Here is a 22,139-nt window from a genome sequence, read left to right as displayed (position 1 = left end):
GACTCCCGCCGGCTAAACCAGCGGGGGTTTTTTCTATCGTTATGATATGCCGCAAGCTTCTGACATCGTCGAAATCATCAAAAATTTCTCTCCCCTCATGGAGGAGGATTCCGAAATCTTCCGCGAACTGGTAGTGTTCTTCGGCGGCAATTCCAAAGTGCCTGCGCATATCGGGGACCTGCGGCAGTTTCTTGGTCGCAAAAGGCTATACCGCGTCATACGCCTGCAAGGCGACTCTTACAAGGACTGCGTTTACCAGCTGATCGACGACCACCCCGAAGCCATGGAGGCCCTTGGGATGCTCCGCTACTACAATGCACCCGCTGGCGCCATCCAATGGGAAGAAATCGAGAAAGCGGAGACCGCCATGGGCAAGGAACTCACAATAGCCGCCTACGGATGGGAACCCGACGCGTGGACCGCCTTTGAAAACACGGACTCCAGCGAGGGCAAGCACGAACTCGTCGCAATTCTCGCCTTTGATTTTGGGGATTAAATCTTCGAAGGAATAAACTCGAAAAAAGTCACGCCGGGGAGTTTCCCCTTGCGGCTCTGCAGGTACTCGGCAAGAGGTTGCTCCACGACCTTTTTCTTTAGGGAGGAGGCATGGCGAAGCATAGGTCGCACGCCCGGCTGCATCACAACAAAACCCGTGTGGGTGGCATCAATTTTTTCGGACTTGCCAACAAAGGCTATGCCCAAAACCTTCAAAGAATCACCGCCAGGCTGGTTCGCCCATTCGCAGGCCTTGTCGTAAGGCAGGTAACGGAGATCCATTTTAGGATCGGTGGCAGGTTTCCCCGCCACCGAGAACTTCAACTTCTTGGAATTGAAAAAGTCGTTCTTGGGCATGATCCGCTGAATAACCGTATCGCCCGGCATGGGAACCACACGGGCGAATTTGCCCTCGCCAACCCAATCCAAAAGCATATAGTGCTTACGGGTTGTATAGCCGATCTTGCCGTCAAAATAGCGGATGCGCTGATGGATTGCAAAAATAGAATCTTCGCTTGTCGCAAGCGCCATGGCAAGCACATGTTCCACATAGGTAACACAATCGACCGAGTCCATATAAACTAACGGCTTGGTTTCAATGGAATCCAGGTAACTTTCTCCCATCGGCCCAAGACTATAGGGTTTCCCGTACAAGGCGCGGGAGAAAAATTCCAAGCGGGCTGGGAGCCCATGCACATTCTGTGCCGAGAGCCACAGCTGCTTCATTTCCATGAGGGACGCATAGTTGTCGTTCGTCATGGCGATAAGGCGCATCCACAAAGTGTCCAAGACATCCTTGCACTTTTGGTCCGGGTTCTTGCCCGTTTCGTTCAGGTACATGGCGACCGTGAGCGTATCACCATCCATAGGGAACAAAAAGCCCACAAGCCCGTGCGCCTCGCCAATAAAGCCGGTCTTGAAGCGCGTGAGCCAAGGGTATTGCAAATCGAGCATGCGCTTGCCGCCCGTCCCCACGCCGGGACCGGCAAAACTGTTGATGTAGTATTCACCCTTGGGGTGGCGAGCCATCTTGGCAAGCAGTTGCGTTTCTACCGAGGGTTTGAGCTTGTTCTTGGGAGAGAGCCCGCAACCGTCCCACACTTCAAAGTCGTCGGGATTGAGGCCCATCTCGGCGAGAAACTTGCGTTCCATTTGCTTGCCACCCTCAACGCTACCTTCGCCCGCCTTTTGCGCGCCCAAATTGCGGAACAGTGTCTCGGCATGGAAGTTCTGGCTGCGCTGGTTGATTTCGTCCAGAATGCTCAAAAGCGGAGCCGCCGAATACGTAAAGCGGCGAATCACAATACCCGCGGGCACGGCAACGTCCTCGACAAAGGCAATCCCGCGTTCCTTGAGGGCGCTCAAGAATGCTGCACGGAAATAACCAATCGGGTTCCGAATCGGCAGCACGAGGCTCGCCGAATCCACGTTCAGCCCAATGGTCCCGCCCAGCGTGATGATGGACTTCGCGGAGTCAATGGCGTAGGTCCATTTCTTTTTTTTACCAGACACGGTCACCAATTCATTCTTGACCGTCACGTAGCCCACATCGGGGAGAATCGAGACAATGGCGGTGTCGCCCTCCTTTTCGCCGGGCTTGAACCGCACCATGGTGCAGTTGTCGTTGAAGCCCAGCGGACCGATTTCGGCACCGTACCAGGCATTATAAAAGTTTTTGCGCCAATGTTCGGCACGCCAAGGGCCCGTGTAATAGGCCGTATCCAATTCCAGTTTGCCATGGATGGTATCGACCCCGAGCGCCTTGATGGAATCGGCCATTTGGTTCAGCATGTAGAACGGGTCAGCAAAGTAGCGCCCCGAAAAATTGGGGTCACCCTCGCCGCGAACATTCACCGTACCCCAGAACACCCTTTTGCTCACACTCCCGTTAAGCGACACTTCGGTCACCGGGGCGTAATCCAGCGGCAAATAATGGAGGGCCGTCGCCGTCGTAAGCGTTTTGAGTGTACTCGCCGGAGTAAATTTTTCGGCGCCACGCAGGTTCGCGATTTCATTGCCCGTTTTGACCGAGCGCACCGAAATGCCGTAGCGGGAATTCGGCACCACCGAATCCACGTAGGCCTGAAACGACGTCAGGTCGATGCCTGCGAACAGAGGGGCGGCAAAAAAAGCAAAGACAGCAACCAGCCTATTGAATTGCATTCCGACCTCATTCGTCACGCAAGGTATAACGACGTATCGTAAAGGCCACGCACCCGAGAACGCTCAACACCAGAACAATAACCAAGGCAGGGTTCGTCGTCGAGACGTCCTGTGCAGAGTTCTTGACCGCCGCCGCAAGCTGTTGCAAATTCGACGGCACCACTTCCGGAATGTCCTTGACGAGGACGCCCTCCACCATGGCGACACCCTCTGCCGGCAATTCTCCCTTGTATTTCAAAATCTGGTTGATGTCGGCATGCGCCTTCATAATGAGTTCCGCCAATTTGTGGCGGCGTTCCGAGGGATCCTTCGTTGTCGAGAGGGCCGCGCCCATCTCGTTGGACATATGGATTAAAACGCCTTCGATAGTACCCCACTCGGGAATGTTCGGGAAGGCACGACCATTCTCGAGGCTTTCGACCAGGGTGGAATAGCGTTCGTCCTGGTTCCAAATGCGGACAATACTTTTGTCGGCAGGGAGGAACCCTATGCTACGGGAATAGGCGTCAATGTTGTTTGCCTGGAGCAGGAACATAAACAAATTCTCTGCCAAGGCATATTTGGAGGTATTGCGCTTGACGGGCATGGCCAAGTGGCTGCCTCCCACAAAGGAAATCCTTCCGGCAGGGCCTGCAGGCGGTGGCACGACCATGATGCCATCCTCGGCAATAGGAGTCGCCTTCAATCCGCCCTCCTCGATGGAGAAAGCCATTTTGCGGATTAATTCCGATGTCCCGCAAAGGAACAACTGGCGCGCCTGAATATAGCGGTTGGCATTTTGCACCGAGTTCTCGGACAAACTGTAGGGAGCCATGCCGGCATCGCCCAGGACCTTCAGGTAAGCGGCAAGGCCAAAGAGCGTGTTTGAATCCAACAGGGCGCTGCGCAACCCCAGGGAGTCTCGAGCAATAAAGTCTCCACCGTAACTCCACACAAAGGGGGCCATCTGTTGCGGACCCGTCCAGTCGTCCTTGCCCGGCAAGCCAAAGGGGGCCACGGGCTCCCCTTTCGACGTTTTGAGTTCAGTCTCGGCTACACCGCGAAGGACGCCCAAAAACTGCGGATAGCTGTCGACGTCCTCCTTTTGGATTCCAAGGTCGTTCCAAAGGCGTTCGTTGGCGTATAGCGCGCGAACGTCCAAAAACCAGGGAGCAGAATAAGAACCGGGCTCATCGGCAATATGGGTGTTCTTGAAGCCTTCCGCAAAAAAACGGGAAGAATCCATACGGTCCATCATAAAGTCTACGGAGCGAATCTTTTTTGCCGCGGCAAAGTGCGCCACCCACGTGGAGCCCAACTGAAGCACGTCGGGAGCGTTCTCCGCCTTGCCCTCGAACGCCTTCGAAATTTCGTCAAAGGCCTGGGCCCAGTTCAGCTGCCGCACATTGACAGCGACACCCGTTTCTTTTTGGAATTTCTTGACAATCTTTTGTACCGTCTTTTGCGAACCAAGCCCGTTATCCATCAGCCAAAACGAAAGTGTATCGGCTTGTTTTTGCGCGAACAGCGGCTGCACACAAAAGGCGACGGCACAAAGCGCCACTACGGGAACGAGAATCTTATGCTTTAAAAAATTCATCATTTGGAAAGCCGATTGAAGTCTTCAAAAAAGTGCGGGTAGGTTTTGTTGACGCAGGCAGGATCCATGATTTTGATGGGGACGCCACCCAGAGCAACTAGGCTAAAGCACATAGCCATGCGATGGTCGTTGTACGTCTCAATAGTCGCCGGTTGCAATTTGACAGGGGGCGTGATGGTGATGGAATCGTTGGATTCGCGAACCTCGGCTCCCACCTTGCGCAATTCCGCCGACATGGCAGAAATGCGGTCCGTCTCTTTGACTCTCCAGCTCGCAATGCCGTCGATGGTCATGGGGCCATCGGCAAAGAGCGCGAGAACCGCAACAGTCATCGCCGCATCCGGGATGTCGTTCAGGTTCAAGTCCACAGCATGGAGCTCACCTTGAGTGCCATCACACTCGATCCAATCGGGACCTATCGTGACCGTGGCGCCCATCTTGCGGAGCACTTCGGCAAAGGCCACATCTCCCTGGCAGCTCTTGCTCCCCACCCCCAGCACGCGCACCTTGCCCTTGGCAATGGCGGCCGCAGCCAACGGGTAGCTGGCAGAACTGGCGTCGCCCTCCACGCTGTATTCACTCGGGGAAACATAGATGCCCTGCGGCACATAAAAATCCGTCAAGCCTTCGTGGCGCACGTCGACACCAAAAGCCTTCATCACGTCGAGCGTGAGTTCAATGTACGGGGCCGAAATCAGCTCACCCACCACATGGATGTGGAGCGGCTTTTTGCAATAAGGGGCGCAAATTAAAAGCGCCGTCAGGTACTGGCTCGAGATGTTCCCGCGCACTTCCACGTCGCCGCCATTCAAGCCGTTCGCCTTGATGCACACCGGAGGGTAACCCTCGGTCTCTTCGTACTCAATATCCGCCCCAAGCATGCGGAGGGCGTCGACCAGGTCGCGAATGGGGCGCTCGCTCATGCGCTCTTCACCACGCAAGTAGAACTCGCCCGCGCCCAAAGTAAGGGCCGCTGTCAGCGAACGCATCGCCGTTCCCGCGTTGCCCAAAAAGATTTCGCTTTTGCCCGGCACCGTAAACGGGCCGCCGTTGCCTTCGACAACGGCCTCCGAGAAATCCTCCGAGAACTCAATTTTGATACCGAGTTTTTGCAGAGCCTCGCCCATGTAGCGCGTATCGTCGCTTTTGAGCAAATTGTGAAGGCGAATAGCCCCCTTCGCTAAGGCGGCAATCAAAAAAACTCGATTGGTAATACTTTTGGAGCCGGGGAGGCGGACCTCGCCGTTAAAAGAACTTAAAGCAGACAATTGGACAAAACTGGGACGAAACTGAAAATCTTCCATATTGCTAAATTATACATTATTATTAAAAGTTGAATTCAAGAGGAATCCCCAATGGAACAGGAAATCACAACCAAGGACTTTGACGTCCGCTTCTCCGATTGCGATCACCACAGCAGGCTCAAGCTCTCGAACCTATTCCTCTTTATGGAGGAGACCGCCATTGCCGACGCCGAGCGCGGCGGTTTTGGGCTCTGGAAGATGATGAAGGCGGGCTACACCACCGTGATCACCCGTTTCAAGATCCGCATTTTGCACACGCCCGTATGGGGCGAAAAGATTTCGATTTCCACCTGGGCCAAGGAATTCTACAAGGACAAGGTCTGCCTCAAGGACTACTCCATCATAGATTCCCAGGGGAACTCCATTGCACAGGCGACCTCCTCGTGGCTTTTGGTGAACCTCAAGACCGGCAAGGCCGAGAACCCCGCCAACAGCCCCTACCCCATTCCGCTGTTCCCCGGCAAGAACGCCCTCCCCGAGATGATGGAAATTTTGAATCCAGAAATCGAGCCCAAGCTCATCCGCCAGGAGCAGGCGAACTACAGCGACCTCGACATGAACAACCACGTGAACCACTGCCGCTACGTGGACTGGGTCATGGACAGCTTAGACGCCGAAGAGATCAAGGAACGTCGTGTACGTTCCATACAAATGAACTACATCACGCAAATCCCGCTGGGCGGCAAGGTGAACATCGTGCGCTTTAAAAACACGAACCACCACGCCTATATTTTTGGAATGAATTCCGAAGACATGACGCAGTGCCACTTCCAGGCGCGCATCGGATTTGCCGACTAGACCGACTTTAAAATCTGTTTTTCCACTTCAAAGGCGCTAGGCTTGTTTGCGGGCGTCAAGCTCGGGCCTGTACCATAGAGGTGCTGCATCATCTCGAGCAAAGTATATTCGCGGTCAAAGTAGGCGATGTTCGGCCCGGGGCAAACGGTGACGGGCTCGCGGTGACGGGCAGGCATAACACCACGCGCCACGGCAACCTTCTCGGGCTCAAAATGGATGGAAGGACGCTTGGCACGAATCTCTTCGCGACCGGCGTTCCCGAGGAACCGGCAAATGCACTCACGCGCCAAAGTCTCCTTGCGGGCAGCGTCGGCTTCGACCGCGCAAAATTCCCCCGAGGTTTCTAGCCTGTCGATTTCTGCCAGGCGGCACTTTTCGTATTCCACCGAGGCCATACAAACAGGATGGTCAAAGCCCGGGATACTGCGACACAAATAATGTTGTATGCAAGGGTAGCCCGGCGTTCCGCGCGCCATCAAGTACCGCTCCGCCTTTTGGCGGGTAAGCACGGCGGCACTGCTGGTCTTCAAGTTCATAAAGGGGATGCCGAGCGGCGAAGCGGAGCTCAGTTCCACATCGTCGGGCGTCGCCGCGGCAAGCAAAGAACGCGTTTCGGCATCGAGGCTCGTCACCTGGGGAACCAGCAAGAACGGAGTCCCCACACCAACGCCATCGGCACCCATCGCCAGCACCTGCTCAATTTCCCCAGCGGTACAAAGCCCTCCCTGCGCTGTCAACCTGGCCGCACTCGGAGGCGGAACCCGACCCGCCGAGCGAATGGCAGCACTGGTAGCCTCGAACAGTTCCCGCTTTTTGGCGACAAACTCGCGCAGCACCTCGGGCATGCTCTTGCGCGCTCCAAAAAACGCGTGGCCACCGCAGTTCACTCCCGACTCAATGCGGTACTCGTAAACCTCCAGGCCCTTTTTGGCAAGGTAGCGCCCCTGTATTAAAGCGGAGCGGTAATCCGAAACCTTCAAGATGATTTTTTTGGCCGGGGGTACGGACTCGCCCCCGGGTTGAACTACCTGCCGAAAGAATTCCTCGTGCTTGGCGACCTCTTCGAACACGGCAAGGTTTACGCCGGCGCTAAAGATCAGCGAGCCTCTCACCTTCGAGGCGGCGAACCCGCGCACGGCGGCAATCGCAGCGTCCTCGTGGTTCAGCCCCACCATGATGTTCGCCTGGATTTCGCCGCATTCCATCTTTTGGGTCAAGTCCATCTCGGCAGAAACGCGTTGCAAGCCAGAGAGCGAGCAAACACGGTCGTATTCCGCGCGCAAAGGCGAACCCGACGGGAGCATCATAAAATAGCGGTCCTTCTCGTTCAAGCCGGCGACCGTCCCATCATTCATGTGGAAGTTGCCGCCACCAACACGGAGCCCCCGGATCCAGTCAAATTTCCGCTGGACCTCGTTGGTGACAAAGTCCAGGTACAGGCGAATGCGTTCCTCGCGCGAGGTCTGCGGCGTGCCCACATCCACCCCAAGGCGTTCCGCGTACGCCATGCGGTACTCCTCGAGCAGGCCGTCGTCCACTAACGAAATCGCCGAGGTGAGCCCCATGTGGGCAATGCGCATGGGCGAATCCGCCGTATAACAGATTCCCATCACCGGAATGTGAATGTAGTGGAGCATCCCCCGAAAATAGCAAATTTCAAGGTTTGAGGACGCCCAGATCCTGATGGATTTCAAAGTCCACGCTCCCGTGCAAATCGGTGCGGTACAGTTTGGTCGAATCACCAAGAACGTAATTCAATTTTTGGACAACCGAACGCGCCGGGTGGCCGTACCTGTTGTGCGCCCCCACTCCTACCACAGCGAAGTCAGGAGCCAACTGGCTCAAAAAGCGCATCGTACTGCTCCCTGCGGAACCGTGGTGCGGCACCTGCAACAAGTCCGCAGCGAGCGTCGGCGAAAGCTCCAGCAAACTCCGTTCCCTGGCGCTGTCAAGATCGCCCGTCAAAAGGGCCGAGCCCTCGCCGAATTCGACCCGCAAAACGACGCTCGCCCCGTTCTCGCCCACCCGCCAGTACTCGGGCGGCCACAGCACCTCGAACCGCGGGCCCTCCAACGCCAGGTTATCGCCACGAACCAGGGTATCGACCGGAATGCCGAACCGCCGCACCAACCCGAATACGGAGTCGCGCACAAACCCGACCGCAGTGTCACTCCCGACAAAGAGCCTGCCGACATGGACCCGCGGGAGCATCTCCATAAAGCCGCCGCAGTGGTCCCTGTGGTAGTGGCTGAGCAGCACCCACTCCAGCGTATCGACGCCGCGGGCCAAAAGCGAATCCGTCACACCGACCGAATCGGGGCCCGTATCGTACAGGGCGTAACGGCCCCCGTATTCCAGCAATACCGCAAGCCCCTGCCCCACGTTCAATACCGTCAGTCGGAGCGGTCCATCACCGTCGCCATCATCCCCGCTCACATAGGTACATCCGAACACCCCTAGGACAAACCCGAGGGCGATCCGGACACGCCACTTTTGGATCCATTCGAAACACTTGAAGCCTCTCATACCCTTATAAACGGATTTTTGGCCGCAATTGTGACGTTCTCGAGGGATTTTTGCTAAATTTTACATTACTTGACGGGATTCGTCTAAAAACGGAGTATTTATGCAGCTTCCTAAATACAAAAAGAAAAAGCGTATCAAGCTCAAGATTTGCCAGGAACCGGGCTGCGGCCGCGAGTTCTGGGGCCACCCGATCGCCAAGTACTGCGAACTGCACCGCGACATCAAGCTGCGCCAAAAGCAAAAGAAGAATGTCGAGAGCATCGAATCCAAGAACATCATCTTCCGCCACAACTACACCGAGGCAATGGACCTCACGTTCAAGTGCTGCCTGGAAGGTTGCAACGAGCTCTTCACCATCAAGGTGTTCCCCAAGCAGACGGTGTACCCACGTTTTTGCATGGAGCACAGGAACGACTTCAAGCGCGAAAACTTCATCCGCATCATGGCAAAGAAGAACGCCGAGTAACCTTTTTGGGGCGATTTCGCCGGTTTTCCCAAACTTTTTGCCCGCCATCCCTTGAAATTTGGGATGGCTTTTTTATATTTGGGCACACTACACGGTGGGTGTAGCTCAATTGGTTAGAGTCCCAGATTGTGATTCTGGATGTTGTCGGTTCGAGTCCGGTCACCCACCCTTCAAAATCCCGCGGTTCCTCGCGGGATTTTCTGTTTCTGGCAAGCAAAAAAAGGAGCCTCCGAACGAGTCGGAGGCTTTTCCTTTGCATGGAGATCCCCGCCTTCGCGGGGATGACAACACAAGTCAATGAAGCCCTAGGCTACGAAAGCCTACTAATCATGTAACCGGCGCAGACTGCGGTACCGATCACGCCGGCCACGTTCGGGCCCATGGCGTGCATCAAGAGGAAGTTCTGCGGGTCATACTTGGCACCTTCCACCTGGGAAACACGGGCGGCCATCGGCACAGCGGACACGCCGGCAGAACCGATAAGCGGGTTCACGGGGTTCTTCGGAGAGCACCAGTTCATGATCTTCGCGAGGAAGAGGCCGGCCGCGGTCGAGAAACCGAAGGCGACAACGCCCATGGCGATAATCATGAGGGTCTGCGGCTTCAGGAAGATGTCGGCAGACATCGTGAGACCCACGGAAGTACCGAGGAAGATGGTCACGATGTTCATGAGTTCGTTGGAAGAGGTCTTCACGAGACGTTCCACGACGCCGGCTTCCTTGAAGATGTTGCCAAGCATGAGCATGATGATAAGTGCAGAAGCGTCGGGCACCACGAGGATGCAGACGATCATCACCATCACGGCGAACACGATGCGTTCGGCCTTGCTCACCTGGCGGAGAGCCTTCATGCGGATCTTGCGTTCCTTGTCGTTGGTCATCAGGCGCATGATGGGCGGCTGGATGAGCGGAACGAGAGCCATGTAGGTGTAGGCCGCCACGGCGATAGGTCCGATGAGGTGCTTTGCGAGTTTGTTCGCAGTGAAGATGGAGGTCGGACCGTCGGCGCCGCCGATGATACCGATGGAGGCTGCTTCACCGAGAGTAAAGCCACCGAGGGCCACGGCACAGAACATGGTCGCGAACACGCCGAACTGGGCGCCACCGCCGAGGAGCAGCGTACGCGGGTTGGCGATAAGCGGTCCGAAGTCCGTCATGGCACCCACGCCCAAGAAGATGATGGGCGGGAAGAGTTCCAGGTGGATACCCTGGCTGATGTAGTAGTAGAGGCCGGCAGTCGGCGTGAACATACCTTCGATGCTCCAGCCGCCATCGTAGAACCCGGCGCTCGGGATATTCACCGCCAGTGCGCCGAGCGAAATCGGCAAGAGCAGCAGCGGCTCATACTTTTTGACAATCGCCAAGTACATCAGCACGAAACTCACGATCCACATAATCACCATGGGGCCGGTGACATATGCGAATCCGGTATCGCACGCGAACTCGACGACCGAATTTAAGAGTGAACTCATTTATCTGTACCTCTTAGGCGATGGTCATCAGGGTCTGGCCGTCGACGACGGTATCGGTTTCCTTGACGGAGATGGAGTTGACAGTGCCGGCGCACGGAGCGACGACCGGGTTTTCCATCTTGAGGGCTTCGATGATGGCCACTTCCTGGTTGGCTTCGACCTTGTCACCGACCTTGACCTTCAGCTTGAACACGGAACCGGCGAGCGGGCACTTCACTTCGGTACCACCGGCTGCGGCGGGAGCTGCGGCAGGAGCGGCAGCGGGGGCAGCGGCGACCGGGGCTGCCGGAGCGGCGGCGACGGCGGAATCAAGAACTTCTACTTCGACGTCGTAGGTCTTGCCTTCGAAACTGATACGGACTGTTTTCTTCATTTTGATTTTTCCTGGCTAATAAGCCTGTTAAGTTTTAAAAGTTGACCTTACTTGACAATCGTCCAAGCAGGGGAGTTAATGTTCTTGTAGGCGGTCACGCGGCAGGGCTGACCGATGGCCTGGGTCGCAGCGGCGGTCACCAGGGCAAGGAACGTATCGTTGCTCATGCCGGGGTGTTCTTCCAGGGCGGCGACGGCGGCAATGCCGAGGAATGCCTGGAGCTGCTTGTTGGTGAAGCCCGGGTGGACGCTCTTGGCGTTCGGGTCCCAGTCGCAGTGGGCCGGGGCGATCGTCTTGGGAGCGGCGGCGGCAGGAGCAGCCTTGACCGCGGGTGCCGGAGCCTTGATCTTGTTGAGGCCGAGCTTCGCCATGATGAAATTCATGAGGTAGCAGAGCACCGTGAGGCCGATAATCACCACCATCACCACTATGAGGCCGGTGGCCTGGAATTCAACCAGGGAACCGATGCCGAACGTGTCGGATTCGCCCTTGCAGCCCTGTTCGGTGGAGTATTCGCCCTTGCAATAGGTGGACCCGAGCTTCGCCTTCGCGATGGGGAGGACCTTGTGGCCGGCGGCGTTCTCGATGGAATCGCGCACGTCGCGGGCAAGCACTGCCTGGTCGTAAGTCTTGTAGAGAACCGCATGGTTACCGCCGTGGGTTTCCACGATCTTGTAAACCATGTCATCGCTCATGCCCGGCATGGAAAGCTGCGCCTGGACTTGGGCTGCGTCGGAGGGGAGCATGAGCCCGAGCTGTTCGTCGAACTTGCCCTTCACCTTGGCAGCCGGTTCGCTTGCAACGATAGCCGGTTGCTGCACAGCTTCTTCGGCGACAGGGGCCGCGGCGGGGGCCGGGGCTACTGCGGAATCGGCTGCATTCTGTACTGTTTCATTCATATAGGAATGTGTCCATTTAATTAAGTGAACTGTTTGATAAAAATCAACGCGGGAGAATATAGAAAACTGACTAGTGGTTAGAGACTAGTCGTTGGGATTTTTTGGTCAGAAACGCTTTAATTCTGGGTCAATTCAGCCGCGACAATCACCCCGATTCCCTGTAACCCTATCTTACAGGTAAAATTCATATGGCGCCGTTTTTCTTTAATATATCTTTTTTCGAGTCAGAGTTACATTATTCCCGTTTCAAGGCCCTTCACAGGAACATACCGTACAGACCCATCGGCAGAGATAATCATCGCCACGCCCGCCATGTAGTTGACCCAGCGGTTCTTCTCGTAGTAGCGAACGTTCGCGTGGCCGTCAGTCGTGTAGGCAAGCAATGGCACTACCAGGTAGTCGTGCGTACACATCACGTTCACGCGCTTCATGCTCCCGATGTTCGCTAGAATCTGGTCCTTGAGCAACTGCTCGCTTCGGGTTTCCAAGTCGTAGAACGCATCGGAGTAAGCGCCGGTAAAGCCGTACTTGGAATACACCATCCAGCCTCCGCCATCGGAATTCACGTAAGCATCCGCCTTGGCGGCATCCTTCACGTACCAGGCGCCATCCATGTACGGGAGTACCTCTATGGTGTAGTTGACCTGCCCCTTGCCCTGCGCAATGTACTCGCAGGTCTCGTATGTGCGCGTGTAGCCCGAATACCCGAAGTAGAAATCCTCCGTCCCGACTTTCGCGAGGCGCGCACCCAAATCGCGGGCATATTTCTTCCCGTTGTCAGTCAGGTGGCCGCTTGCGCCCGTTTCACTCGTGCGTTCGCTGTGCCGGATGATGAACACAACCTTCTCGCTCGACTTGAGGTTTGCGTACACCTGCACGAGGTCGGTAAAGCCGTCAGCCTCCTGCGGGGTCGCGGCGCGCCAACGGCCCGCATCGAAGATGTAGTAGTTGTCGTGGTTCACGCGGCCTTCGCGCACTTCCTTATCGTACTCGCCCGCACCGAAGCCCGCCGTATCCTTCTCGATGGCACTTGCCACGCGCCACTGGAACCCGTTCGCATCGCAAATGAATCGCACCCGCGAATGGTCCGCATGCTCATAGTTGTTCGCGAAATAGACGCTCTGACCCTGATTTACGTACGTGACCGTCCCCGCATTCGAGGCGTCACACGGTTCAAAACCGTAGGCAATCGGGAAAAACGCCCGCATGTACTTTTCAAAATACGGCACGTTCCCGCCATAGTACGGAGCCGCATTGTTGCGGACATCGTTATACCGCCAGTTGGAATCAAGTCCCACGACCCAGTCCGCAATCTTGATTTTCCAGTTCGGGTCGTTCCAGACGCCATCCCCCTTCAGGTCCTCGCCCAGATTGCGAATAAGGTTCATCGTCCCATCCTTGCTTTCACGGTTCTGCACCATCGCAGAGACGGCGAGCATCACCGCGCCGGAATCGTTTGCGAGCTGTACGGAATCTATCCCGAAGGCGGCAGCCGCTTCGCGCTTCGCCTGCACATGCACCACTTCCTCGGGAACGTGGTTCATCAAGAGTTGTTCCACGCGCGGTTCGGACAACATGTCCAGTATGTCGATAGCAGTCGAATCCGTTGCCATCCGGTCTGCCAATATTTCATAGACAAAAAGCGGAGCGTCTATTTTCTCGACAACCTCGGGGGAGCCTTCCCCGCCACCAGGCATGACGCCGTTACCGTCGCTACAACCTGCGACAAACGCGACCGCCAAAACGGCCACCAAGCATCCAACACACCATACACTCTTTTTCACCGCTCACCTACATTGTCATGGTTCCCGAATCAAGTCCACGCACAGGCACGTAACGGATATTGCCCTTCGAATCCATGATGATGGCAATCCCCGCCAAGTAATAAATCCACTGCTTGGTATCAAAGTAACGCAGGTTGACCTTTTTGTTAGAGCCATAAACCGTTATGGGAACTACAAACGTATCGTGCGAAATCCACACGCCCACGCGTTTTACTTTGGAGAACGCCGGCTTCACAATCTTCGTCACGAACTCTTCGCTGCGGTCTTCAAAATCGTAATAAACGCCAGGGCAAATCCCCTTGTAGGCGTAAGCGGAAGTCGCCCCCCAGCCGCCGCCGTTCTCGCTCTTGCAAGACTCATACTTGGACTCGTCCTTCACATACCATTCACCATCCAAATCCGCAATGGTATTCTCGGTGTAAGAGACTCCCGCGCCCGTAGCCATATTCTCGCAAGTTTCCTTGCTACGCGTGTAGGTAGAATTTGCGAACACGATGTCTTCGCCCTTGAGTTTCTTGCCTACCGTTTGCGACTGAGTTTTGCCGCCCGCGGTCAAGTGGCCGCTCTTGCCAGTATCATCGGTACGTTCGGCATGCCGCAAAATAAATATGACCTTGTCGCTTGGAGCAAGTCCATCCATGACCTCTTCGATATCCACAAACTCCATAATGTCGTCGCTTGTCGCCACACGCCACTTGCCCTTACTTTGCTCGTATACGTAGTATTTGTCGACATTGATTACACCGCTCTTGATTTGCCCTTCGTATTCGCCCTTGCCAAAGCCCACCGTATCTTTCTCGATATCGGTTGCCGCACGCCACAGGTGCGTTTCACCATCGCAAATAAAGCGGGTGCGCGGGCCGTCGGGTTGCTCGTAATAAGAGATGAAGAACTTGCTTAAACTGTTGTTCACATGCTTGACCGTGCCCGCGGTCATAGAGTTACACGCACCGAACTGGTAAATGTTCGTCCAAAAACTGCGCAAGTGCTTTTCAAAATCGGGGACGTCGCCCAATTTCCAGCTCGCCATGTTGTTCCGTATGGTCGCATACGAACCGCTCGTATCCAGCACCATGAGCCAGTCCGCAAGGTCCGCCTTGGCATTGTTGTCGTCCCAGTTGCCGTTTCCCTTGATGCGTTCCGCAATACCGCCCGCATACTGGAGCATGTCGTTCCCGGAACCATTCCTCTGCATCATGATGGATATCGCAAGCAAGGCAGCGCTGTATTCATCGCCATCGAACAACGAGATGTCTTCAGCAAAGCGGCCGTCGGTCGAGACTGTCGCCTGTTGCTGTCCAAAGCCCCAGCCCGGGAACCCGTTGTTTCCGCCCGAAGAACCTCCCAGGCTTATCTCGAACGAGGCAAGGATTTCTTTTAGGGCCTGCGCCTTCACCGAACGGATCGGCTGGTTGTTGCCGCTGTTCTCCACAAGCTTAAGCACGCGCGGGGCTTCCATGTGGGTAAGCATGTTCACGTTCACCGTATCGCGGTCTGTCACGTCGGCAACCGCATTGAGCGTCACCATGCCCGAAGAGAGCCCTCCCGTAAGTTCGTTATAGAAGTAACCGTTCGCCTCCACACGCAGGTACGGCGACACAAGATCCACACTGTCAAAACTGTAATTCCCTGCCGCATCCGTAATGCATGTCTTGTGTGTTTTCCTGGAATCGGCAAGTCTCTGCGTACTGTCGAGTTCAACAATCTTCACCGAGGTGCCATAGCGGAACGGGCCCTTTTCGGCTATACCCACAATGTGCGCGCCAGGGCGACGGGCTGGCATCGTATCGAGAGCAGAGGCTGTATTGCCTCCACCACCAAAGGCGCCCCACGGGTTTGTTTGCCCCTGACCCGAAGATTCCTCTTCATCCTTTTCCCCGTCGGGATCATTTAAAACCAGCGAGCCGCCATGGCAAGAAATCTCAAGGACTTCAGAAACGGCAGAGGACGGGTACCATTCGCCCTCGATGCAAAAGTAGAGCGTAGACTCGCCCTCCACAAAAAAGGACTGGCCTTCTTTTTTGGAATTGCATTCAGGAAGCGCATTTTTGTCCGCAACAAGAGTCGTATCCTCTATCAGCGTATCGGTAACGGCGGGAACCGCCTCCACCTTCATGGAACTCGAACTGGCCACACCATTTGAACCGCCGTTTGAACCACCGCCACTTGAACCGCCACCGCTCGAATATTCACCATCGGAATAGTCGACATCCTCACTAGACGGGTCATCCGCAGCGGGGTCTTTAGATGCCGGGTCGTCGGATCCGCAGCATACCAAAAAAAACATGGTCAGGACTAGTGGCCAAAAAGACTTCATAAACGGAACAATAGTAAAATTCGACCAGGATACAACTACGTATATGCAGAATCAAGGCCCTTGACCGGCACATAGCGCCTGTTTCCGAATTCATCAATAATTATGGCGATTCCCGCAAGGTAGTTGAGCCACTTTCCGCCGTCATAGTACTTGAGATTTGCCTTCAAGTTCGTGCAGTACGCCACCAGGGGGACCATCACCTTGTCGTGGGAACTCAACATAACAAACCTCTGTGCGGGGTCACTGTACTTCGCAAAAACGTGCGTTTTTTGCGGCAAATTATCCCTAGTGCATTTTGCCTTCGGCGAGGAATTTCTCGTGCATTTCAAAGGCGCGGTCCAAGGCGAGCGGTAAATGTACTCCCTTTGCATGCTTAATGCCATACTCCAGCACATCCGTCAGCTCGTCGCGGAAATCCGGGTGGGCGCAGTTCGCAATAATACGGCGCGCCCGCTCCTCGGCAGGGAGGCCGCGCAAGTCGGCGAGTCCCTGTTCCGTCACAAAGATTTGCGTATCGTGAAAGGCATGGTCCACATGGCTCACGTAGGGAACCACACTCGATATGGCACCACCCTTTGCCACGGAGGGCGTCAAGAAAAAACCGAGAGCGCAGTGACGGGCAAAGTCGGCAGAACCGCCAATGCCGTTCATCATCGCGGACCCGCAAACTAGCGAACTATTCACGTTGCCAAACATGTCAAACTCCAAGGCCGTATTCATCGAGATCACTCCCACGCGGCGAATGATGTCGGGGCTGTTGCTCACCTCCTGCTGGCGGAGCACAAAGTGGCGCTTCCAGTCGGCGGCGTTCTCCACAAATTCCTGCTGCGCTTCCTTGGAGAGCGTGAGGGCGGTTCCGCTGGCAACGCCCAGCTTGCCTTTTTTGAGAAGCGGCAACACGGCTTCTTGGATAACCTCGGTAAAGAGGTCGATTTTTCCAAGGCGGTCGTCGTTCGCCATGGCGCAAAGCACCGCGTTGGCCACCTTGCCCACGCCGCTCTGGTAGGCCATGCCCTTAGGGAGGCGCCCGTGGGATTCCTCAAAACGAATGAAATCCAGAATGCGTTCGCCGATGTTAATGGAGATTTCATCGGGTTCCACGAACGGGGTCACTTCGTCAAAGCCGTCGTTCTCGACTATGGCCACAACCTTGTTCGTATCGATCTTGACAAAAGTATCGCCAACGCGGTCCCCCGCGCTGTAAACCGACAAAGGCTTCGCGTGCGGAGGCAGCTCGGGCAACGCATTGTCGTGCATGCCCACGCAGCTGTCGCCTAGGCGCGTATTCAATTCCAGAATGATTTTGGACGCCATGTCGAGGTAGCAAACCGAATTGCCCCCCGAAGTGGAAAGGCATACACGGCCATCGGGCAAAATGGCGCTGACTTCAATAATGGCGACCGTCGGGGCAGGCACGGCCCCCGTACGCACCAGGTAGCCCATCTTGCCAAGGTGTGCGTCAATGTACTTGATGCTCCCGTCGTTGATTCCCTTGCGGAGCGAAGGGTTGCTCTGGTAGGGCATGCGAAACTTCATGGCCTTGGCACGGGCCAGCGCCCCGTCGCAACTGTCGCCGGTACTCGCCCCGGCAAAGAGCGTCACCTGGAAGGGCTTGCCCTCGGCGTGGATTTTTTCGGCACGTTCCGCGATAGCCAAAGGAACCGCCTTGGGGTAACCCGCCAGTGTAAATCCAGAAACGCCAAGCACATCCCCGTCGTTAATCAATTCTGCCGCTGCAGCGGCGCTGCATTTTCTGCCAGTAATCCAGTCCATGCGACAAAAATAAATAAATGTGAGGCGAGGGGTGTGGAATTTGAGTTTAGAAGTTCTGCCAACTAAGCTCTACCTACTAAGTTCTGCCTACTGTCTAAATTCTATATTAGTCACCGTGATTCACTTTATCAAGTACAATATCATTGGCATAATGAACACCCTCATCACACTACTTGTGGTATGGGTTCTGCACCAGTGGCTTGACTGGAACCTGGAGCTTTCCAATTTCCTCGGTTTTGTAGCCGGGGGCTGCAACAGCTACATTTGCAACCGCATTTGGAACTTCAAAAGCAACAATCAAAAACGCACCGAAGTCGTACGCTTTGTCGTGGTGTTCCTCTGCAGTTACGCAATTAATCTGCTTGTCCTCGAAGGTTGCGCATACCTGTTGCTGAACGCCCCATGGTGCGCAAACTTTAGCGGGCGGATTTCACAATTCATGAAGCCCACCTACTTCGCCAACATCATCGCGAACGTTGTTTACGTCCTTGTGAGTTTCACCCTATATAAAAAATGGGTGTTCAAAAAATAAGGCTTAGCAGTAGCCTTTAAACCAATCGGCAAAGGCCTTGATGCCTGTATCCAGATTTGTCCCCGCGGTGTAGCCCACATCCTTTTCCAAAGCCTTTGTATCGGCCCAAGTCACTTCGACATCGCCAGGCTGCATGGGCATGTAGATTTTTTCGGCGGTCTTGCCCAAGTGCTTTTCGAGGGTCTTCACAAAGTCGAGCAGGTTCACCGGGTCGCCGTGACCGATGTTATACAGGCGGTGCTCCGCAGACTCCGGCTTCCCTGCCGCAAATCGGGACGCACCCGTCTCGTATACTTTCACTACCCCGCCGGCAATGTCGTCGATGTACGTAAAATCGCGCATCATGTTGCCGTTGTTAAAAATCTTGATGGGCCTGTCGTGCATAATGGCATCGGCAAAAAGCCAGGGCGCCATGTCGGGGCGGCCCCACGGTCCGTAAACGGTAAAAAAGCGAAGCCCCGTCGCGTTCACATTGAACAAATGACGGTAAGTCTCCGCCATCAGTTCGTTGCTGCGCTTGGTCGCCGCATAAAGGCTCGAAGGCTGGCACACGGGATCGTCGGTGCTAAACGGAGTCTTGGTGTTGCGGCCGTAAACGCTGCTGGACGAAGCGTAGGTCAAGTGTTCTACTGGGTGTTTGCGGCACCCTTCGAGGATATTTAAAAAACCGGTGATATTGCTGTCGATATACGCCTGCGGGTTTTGCAGGCTGTAGCGCACTCCCGCCTGGGCGCCCAAATGGATAACGCCATCAAAATGATCCTCTTCAAAAAGGGCGGCTACGGCAGAGGCGTCGGCAAGGTCCATCTTTTGAAACCTGAAGTCCGCATGGTCCAGTCGTTTAAGACGGTCCTCCTTGAGGGACACCTGGTAGTAGGAATTCATGTTGTCGATTCCCACCACCTGATAACCCTTCGAAAGCATTATCAAGGAAACTTCACAACCAATAAAGCCCGCGGCACCTGTCACAAGAATCTTTTTAGGCATATTACCTCGCTCACTCAAAATATAAAAAAAGACGTCCCCTTGGGGGACGCCTTTTAATTCTTTAAATCCGAACTACTTTTCGAACGGAACGAGTTCCACGCGGCGGTTCGCCTTGCGGCCCTTCTTGTTTCCGTTGCTGGCAATGGGCTTTTCGGAGCCATAGCCCACGGCACGCAAGCGGTTCGAGTCAATGCCCTTGCTCACAAGGTAGTCAACCACAGCCTGAGCACGGGCCTGAGAGAGTTCCTTGTTCTTCTTGGCACTGCCCACATTGTCGGTGTGGCCCTGGACTTCGAGGTTGGAGCCCGGAATCTGGTTCATCAAGGCGACAATGTCATTCAAGGTACCGTAGCTGTTCTTGGTGAACTTGGTGGAGTTCGTCTGGAACTGGATACCCTGTTTCAGCTTGTTCAAATCCTGCTTCTTGTTGGTCGGGCAACCCTTGGCATCAATCTTGATACCTTCGAGGGTGTACGGACACTTGTCAAGGTGGTCGGCAACGCCATCCTTGTCGGTATCCATCGGGCAGCCAACGCTATCCACAGAAATACCCTTTTCGGTAGACGGGCACTTGTCGATGCCATCGGCGACACCGTCCTTGTCCTCATCCTTCGGGCAACCGGTGCTGTCCACCTGGACGCCTTCCTTGGTGTTCGGGCACTTGTCCAAATCATCCGAGATGCCGTCCTTGTCAAAGTCAAGAGTACAACCATTGTTGTCGACCGTAGTGCCAGCCGGGGTATTCGGGCACTTGTCGAGAGCGTCGGCAACACCATCCTTGTCGGCATCGGCCGGGCAACCCGTAGAGTCAACAGGGACACCCTTCTGGGTATTCGGGCACATGTCAGCGGCATCCGGGATACCGTCACCGTCAAAGTCGCCTTCGCAACCTTCAGCATTCACCTGAGCGCCAGCCTTGGTGTTCGGGCACTTGTCGAGAGCATCAGGAACGCCATCCTTGTCGGCATCGGCCGGGCAACCCGTAGAGTCAACAGGCAGACCCTTCTGGGTGTTCGGGCACTTGTCAAGAGCATCGGGGATGCCATCCTTGTCGGCATCAGCCGCGCAACCCGTAGAATCAACAGGCAGGCCCTGCGGCGTGTTGGCGCACTTGTCGAACGAATCAAACACACCATCGTGGTCGCTGTCGGCCGGGCAACCCGTCGTATCGACGATAATACCAGGCTGGGTATTCGGGCAACGGTCGTTGGAATCTTCAACGCCATCCTTGTCGAAGTCGCCTTCGCAACCAGTAATGTCAATCACGGCACCCTTCTTGGTTTTCGGGCACTTGTCAATGCCGTCAAACACGCCGTCTTCGTCACCGTCCATCGGGCAGCCCACGGAGTCAACCGTAGCGCCTTCCGGAGTATGGTCGCACTTGTCAATGCCATCAATGACACCGTCCTTGTCGCTGTCAATGGGGCAACCAACAGAATCCACGGTAGCCACGGAGGGAGTGTGGGCGCACTGGTCATTGTCATCCGAGACGCCGTCCTTGTCCTCGTCCTTCACCATGGGCTTGCCATCCATGTGCCAGCTCAACATGGCAACGGCGGCATAGAGCGGTCCCGGGCTATATCCATAGGTATAGTACTGATCGTTGTCACCCTTGAACTGCAGCTTCTGAGAGCGAGCGTACTTGTCTTCCTTCTTTCCTTCGAAAGTGAAGTCCTGGTAGTTACGCACAGCGATGTCCATACCAACGCCCATATCAATACCAAGGGGCAGGTGGAAGCGGAGACCCGGAGTAATGTACATCGGTTCTGCGATGGGGTCACGCGGGTACTTGGTTTCTTCCAAGCGCATTTCGCCGGAGTATTCCACGAACATGTCCAAGGCATCGTTCACCAGCAAGTTTAAACCGGCATCGTAAATCAATGCATCGGCCTGACCGTCGCCAAAGGAATGAACATAGCTGGCATGGCCGTTCAAGCGGATAGGAGCGCCAATCTTGGAGAAATCCAAGGTCATAACGAGGCCTGCGGCACCAGCCCAGGCATTGGCCGTAAACGGGTCCGTGTTGCCGCGTTCATCAATGTACCAAACATGGCGGGGACGGACACCTGCGGACTGCATGCCTGTCGGGGCAAAAAGGTCAAACACACCCGCAATGGCAAAGACGGTCTTTTCGTCGCCAAACGGCGCACGAATCTTCATCCATGCGTTCAGGTCACCCTGACCGGCGATCCACATGTTGGCCGCACTGGCGGTGCCACTGGATTCATGGGCGTGTTCATAATAAAGGGGCATAACAACGCCAACATCCGCAAAGCTCAGCAGGCCAACGCTAGCGTTGAAGTTGCCCGAGAACGAGCCCGCCCAGTCTTCAAAGTTGTAAGAATGGCCCTGCGCATCCTGGAAGCTGCCTTTACGGGAGAACGACCAGGAGTCGTTGGAGACATCACCACCCGTGCCAATGGAGACTCCCCACTGACCTAGAGTATAAGCGTTGTTCTGGTGGAAACCATCGGATCCGCCCTGGTACCCGGAATGGGCAAAGGCGACGGAGCCGGCAAGTAATGATAATGCAATGATTTTTTTCATTTGCAACCCCTTTGTGATTTCTCAAAATAATAGAAAATCCTTATTAAAATACACTTACAAGTCCATTTGTTACAACCACTTGCGAGCCCCAAACAAGCAAATTTTTAGTTACTTTTATATTCATT

The 22,139-nt window shown here is 55.3% G+C and carries 18 protein-coding genes and 1 tRNA gene; 5 read left to right on the top strand and 14 right to left on the bottom strand.

Annotated elements, in window-relative coordinates:
- The first annotated feature begins 46 nt into the window (after positions 1-46).
- A complete protein-coding gene (locus BUB55_RS03355; RefSeq protein WP_073188213.1) occupies positions 47-496 on the top strand; it encodes a hypothetical protein in 450 nt (149 codons plus the stop codon).
- Here BUB55_RS03355 and dacB read toward each other — a convergent pair.
- The 3 genes from dacB to aroA are packed head-to-tail and all read right to left on the bottom strand — an operon-like array spanning position 493 to position 5,541.
- Positions 493-2,658, bottom strand: a complete 2,166-nt coding sequence (gene dacB / locus BUB55_RS03350) for a D-alanyl-D-alanine carboxypeptidase/D-alanyl-D-alanine endopeptidase (RefSeq protein WP_073188211.1) — start codon at positions 2,656-2,658, stop codon at positions 493-495. The two genes, BUB55_RS03355 and dacB, sit on opposite strands and share 4 nt — an antisense overlap.
- A 7-nt stretch (positions 2,659-2,665) precedes the next feature.
- The gene (locus tag BUB55_RS03345) at positions 2,666-4,240 is read right to left on the bottom strand and encodes an extracellular solute-binding protein (RefSeq protein WP_083596848.1); all 1,575 of its coding nucleotides are present in this window, start codon (positions 4,238-4,240) and stop codon (positions 2,666-2,668) included.
- Positions 4,237-5,541, bottom strand: coding sequence for a 3-phosphoshikimate 1-carboxyvinyltransferase (aroA, locus tag BUB55_RS03340; RefSeq protein WP_073188205.1), 1,305 nt, complete (start codon positions 5,539-5,541; stop codon positions 4,237-4,239). The genes BUB55_RS03345 and aroA overlap by 4 nt, the downstream gene beginning before the upstream one ends.
- A 51-nt stretch (positions 5,542-5,592) precedes the next feature.
- Between aroA and BUB55_RS03335 the strand changes: the two genes are divergently transcribed.
- Positions 5,593-6,339 (top strand): acyl-[acyl-carrier-protein] thioesterase, encoded by a 747-nt coding sequence (locus BUB55_RS03335; RefSeq protein WP_073188203.1) that lies wholly within the window; start codon positions 5,593-5,595, stop codon positions 6,337-6,339.
- Here BUB55_RS03335 and BUB55_RS03330 read toward each other — a convergent pair.
- On the bottom strand, positions 6,336-7,976 hold the full coding sequence (locus BUB55_RS03330; RefSeq protein ID WP_073188202.1) for a nitronate monooxygenase family protein: 1,641 nt from the start codon (positions 7,974-7,976) through the stop codon (positions 6,336-6,338). The genes BUB55_RS03335 and BUB55_RS03330 overlap by 4 nt on opposite strands.
- Positions 7,977-7,995: 19 nt before the next feature.
- The gene (locus tag BUB55_RS03325) at positions 7,996-8,865 is read right to left on the bottom strand and encodes a ComEC/Rec2 family competence protein (protein ID WP_073188194.1); all 870 of its coding nucleotides are present in this window, start codon (positions 8,863-8,865) and stop codon (positions 7,996-7,998) included.
- 100 nt (positions 8,866-8,965) lie between these two features.
- On the opposite strand from BUB55_RS03325, the gene BUB55_RS03320 reads away from it, so the two are divergent.
- Both BUB55_RS03320 and BUB55_RS03315 read left to right on the top strand, forming a co-directional pair.
- Entirely contained in the window at positions 8,966-9,331 is a 366-nt protein-coding gene (locus tag BUB55_RS03320) for a hypothetical protein (protein WP_073188186.1), read from the top strand.
- A 94-nt stretch (positions 9,332-9,425) separates the two neighbouring features.
- Positions 9,426-9,499: transfer RNA gene (locus BUB55_RS03315), tRNA-His, on the top strand.
- Between the two features lie 142 nt (positions 9,500-9,641).
- Here the strand turns inward: BUB55_RS03315 and BUB55_RS03310 are convergent.
- The 7 genes from BUB55_RS03310 to BUB55_RS03280 form a co-directional block, all read right to left on the bottom strand.
- The gene (locus BUB55_RS03310; protein ID WP_072809289.1) at positions 9,642-10,802 is read right to left on the bottom strand and encodes a sodium ion-translocating decarboxylase subunit beta; all 1,161 of its coding nucleotides are present in this window, start codon (positions 10,800-10,802) and stop codon (positions 9,642-9,644) included.
- Between the two features lie 13 nt (positions 10,803-10,815).
- Entirely contained in the window at positions 10,816-11,175 is a 360-nt protein-coding gene (locus tag BUB55_RS03305; RefSeq protein WP_073188184.1) for an acyl-CoA carboxylase biotin carboxyl carrier protein subunit, read from the bottom strand.
- 47 nt (positions 11,176-11,222) lie between these two features.
- Positions 11,223-12,074, bottom strand: coding sequence for a hypothetical protein (locus tag BUB55_RS03300; RefSeq protein WP_073188183.1), 852 nt, complete (start codon positions 12,072-12,074; stop codon positions 11,223-11,225).
- Positions 12,075-12,304: 230 nt separating this feature from the next.
- Positions 12,305-13,858, bottom strand: coding sequence for a histidine phosphatase family protein (locus BUB55_RS03295; protein WP_234971782.1), 1,554 nt, complete (start codon positions 13,856-13,858; stop codon positions 12,305-12,307).
- Between the two features lie 7 nt (positions 13,859-13,865).
- Positions 13,866-16,145, bottom strand: a complete 2,280-nt coding sequence (locus BUB55_RS03290) for a histidine phosphatase family protein (RefSeq protein ID WP_073188179.1) — start codon at positions 16,143-16,145, stop codon at positions 13,866-13,868.
- A 65-nt stretch (positions 16,146-16,210) separates the two neighbouring features.
- Complete coding sequence (locus BUB55_RS03285; RefSeq protein WP_234971781.1) at positions 16,211-16,396, bottom strand: hypothetical protein; 186 nt, start codon at positions 16,394-16,396, stop codon at positions 16,211-16,213.
- A 64-nt stretch (positions 16,397-16,460) separates the two neighbouring features.
- A complete protein-coding gene (locus BUB55_RS03280; RefSeq protein WP_073188176.1) occupies positions 16,461-17,948 on the bottom strand; it encodes an acetyl-CoA hydrolase/transferase C-terminal domain-containing protein in 1,488 nt (495 codons plus the stop codon).
- A 115-nt stretch (positions 17,949-18,063) separates the two neighbouring features.
- Between BUB55_RS03280 and BUB55_RS03275 the strand changes: the two genes are divergently transcribed.
- Positions 18,064-18,480: a GtrA family protein gene (locus BUB55_RS03275; protein WP_073188175.1), complete on the top strand. Its 417-nt coding sequence runs from the start codon at positions 18,064-18,066 to the stop codon at positions 18,478-18,480.
- 3 nt (positions 18,481-18,483) lie between these two features.
- Here BUB55_RS03275 and BUB55_RS03270 read toward each other — a convergent pair whose 3' ends face one another.
- Together BUB55_RS03270 and BUB55_RS03265 are read right to left on the bottom strand one after the other, a co-directional pair.
- Positions 18,484-19,467 carry an SDR family NAD(P)-dependent oxidoreductase gene (locus BUB55_RS03270; protein WP_073188173.1) on the bottom strand — a complete coding sequence of 328 codons (984 nt, stop codon included), beginning with the start codon at positions 19,465-19,467 and terminating at the stop codon, positions 18,484-18,486.
- A gap of 72 nt (positions 19,468-19,539) precedes the next feature.
- Positions 19,540-22,014, bottom strand: coding sequence for an OmpA family protein (locus BUB55_RS03265; protein WP_073188171.1), 2,475 nt, complete (start codon positions 22,012-22,014; stop codon positions 19,540-19,542).
- Positions 22,015-22,139 lie beyond the last annotated feature (125 nt).

The organism is Fibrobacter sp. UWP2 (assembly GCF_900141705.1).
GTDB lineage: Bacteria > Fibrobacterota > Fibrobacteria > Fibrobacterales > Fibrobacteraceae > Fibrobacter.
Note: the sequence above shows the minus strand (reverse complement) of the source record. Positions and strands in the feature narration are given on the sequence as shown.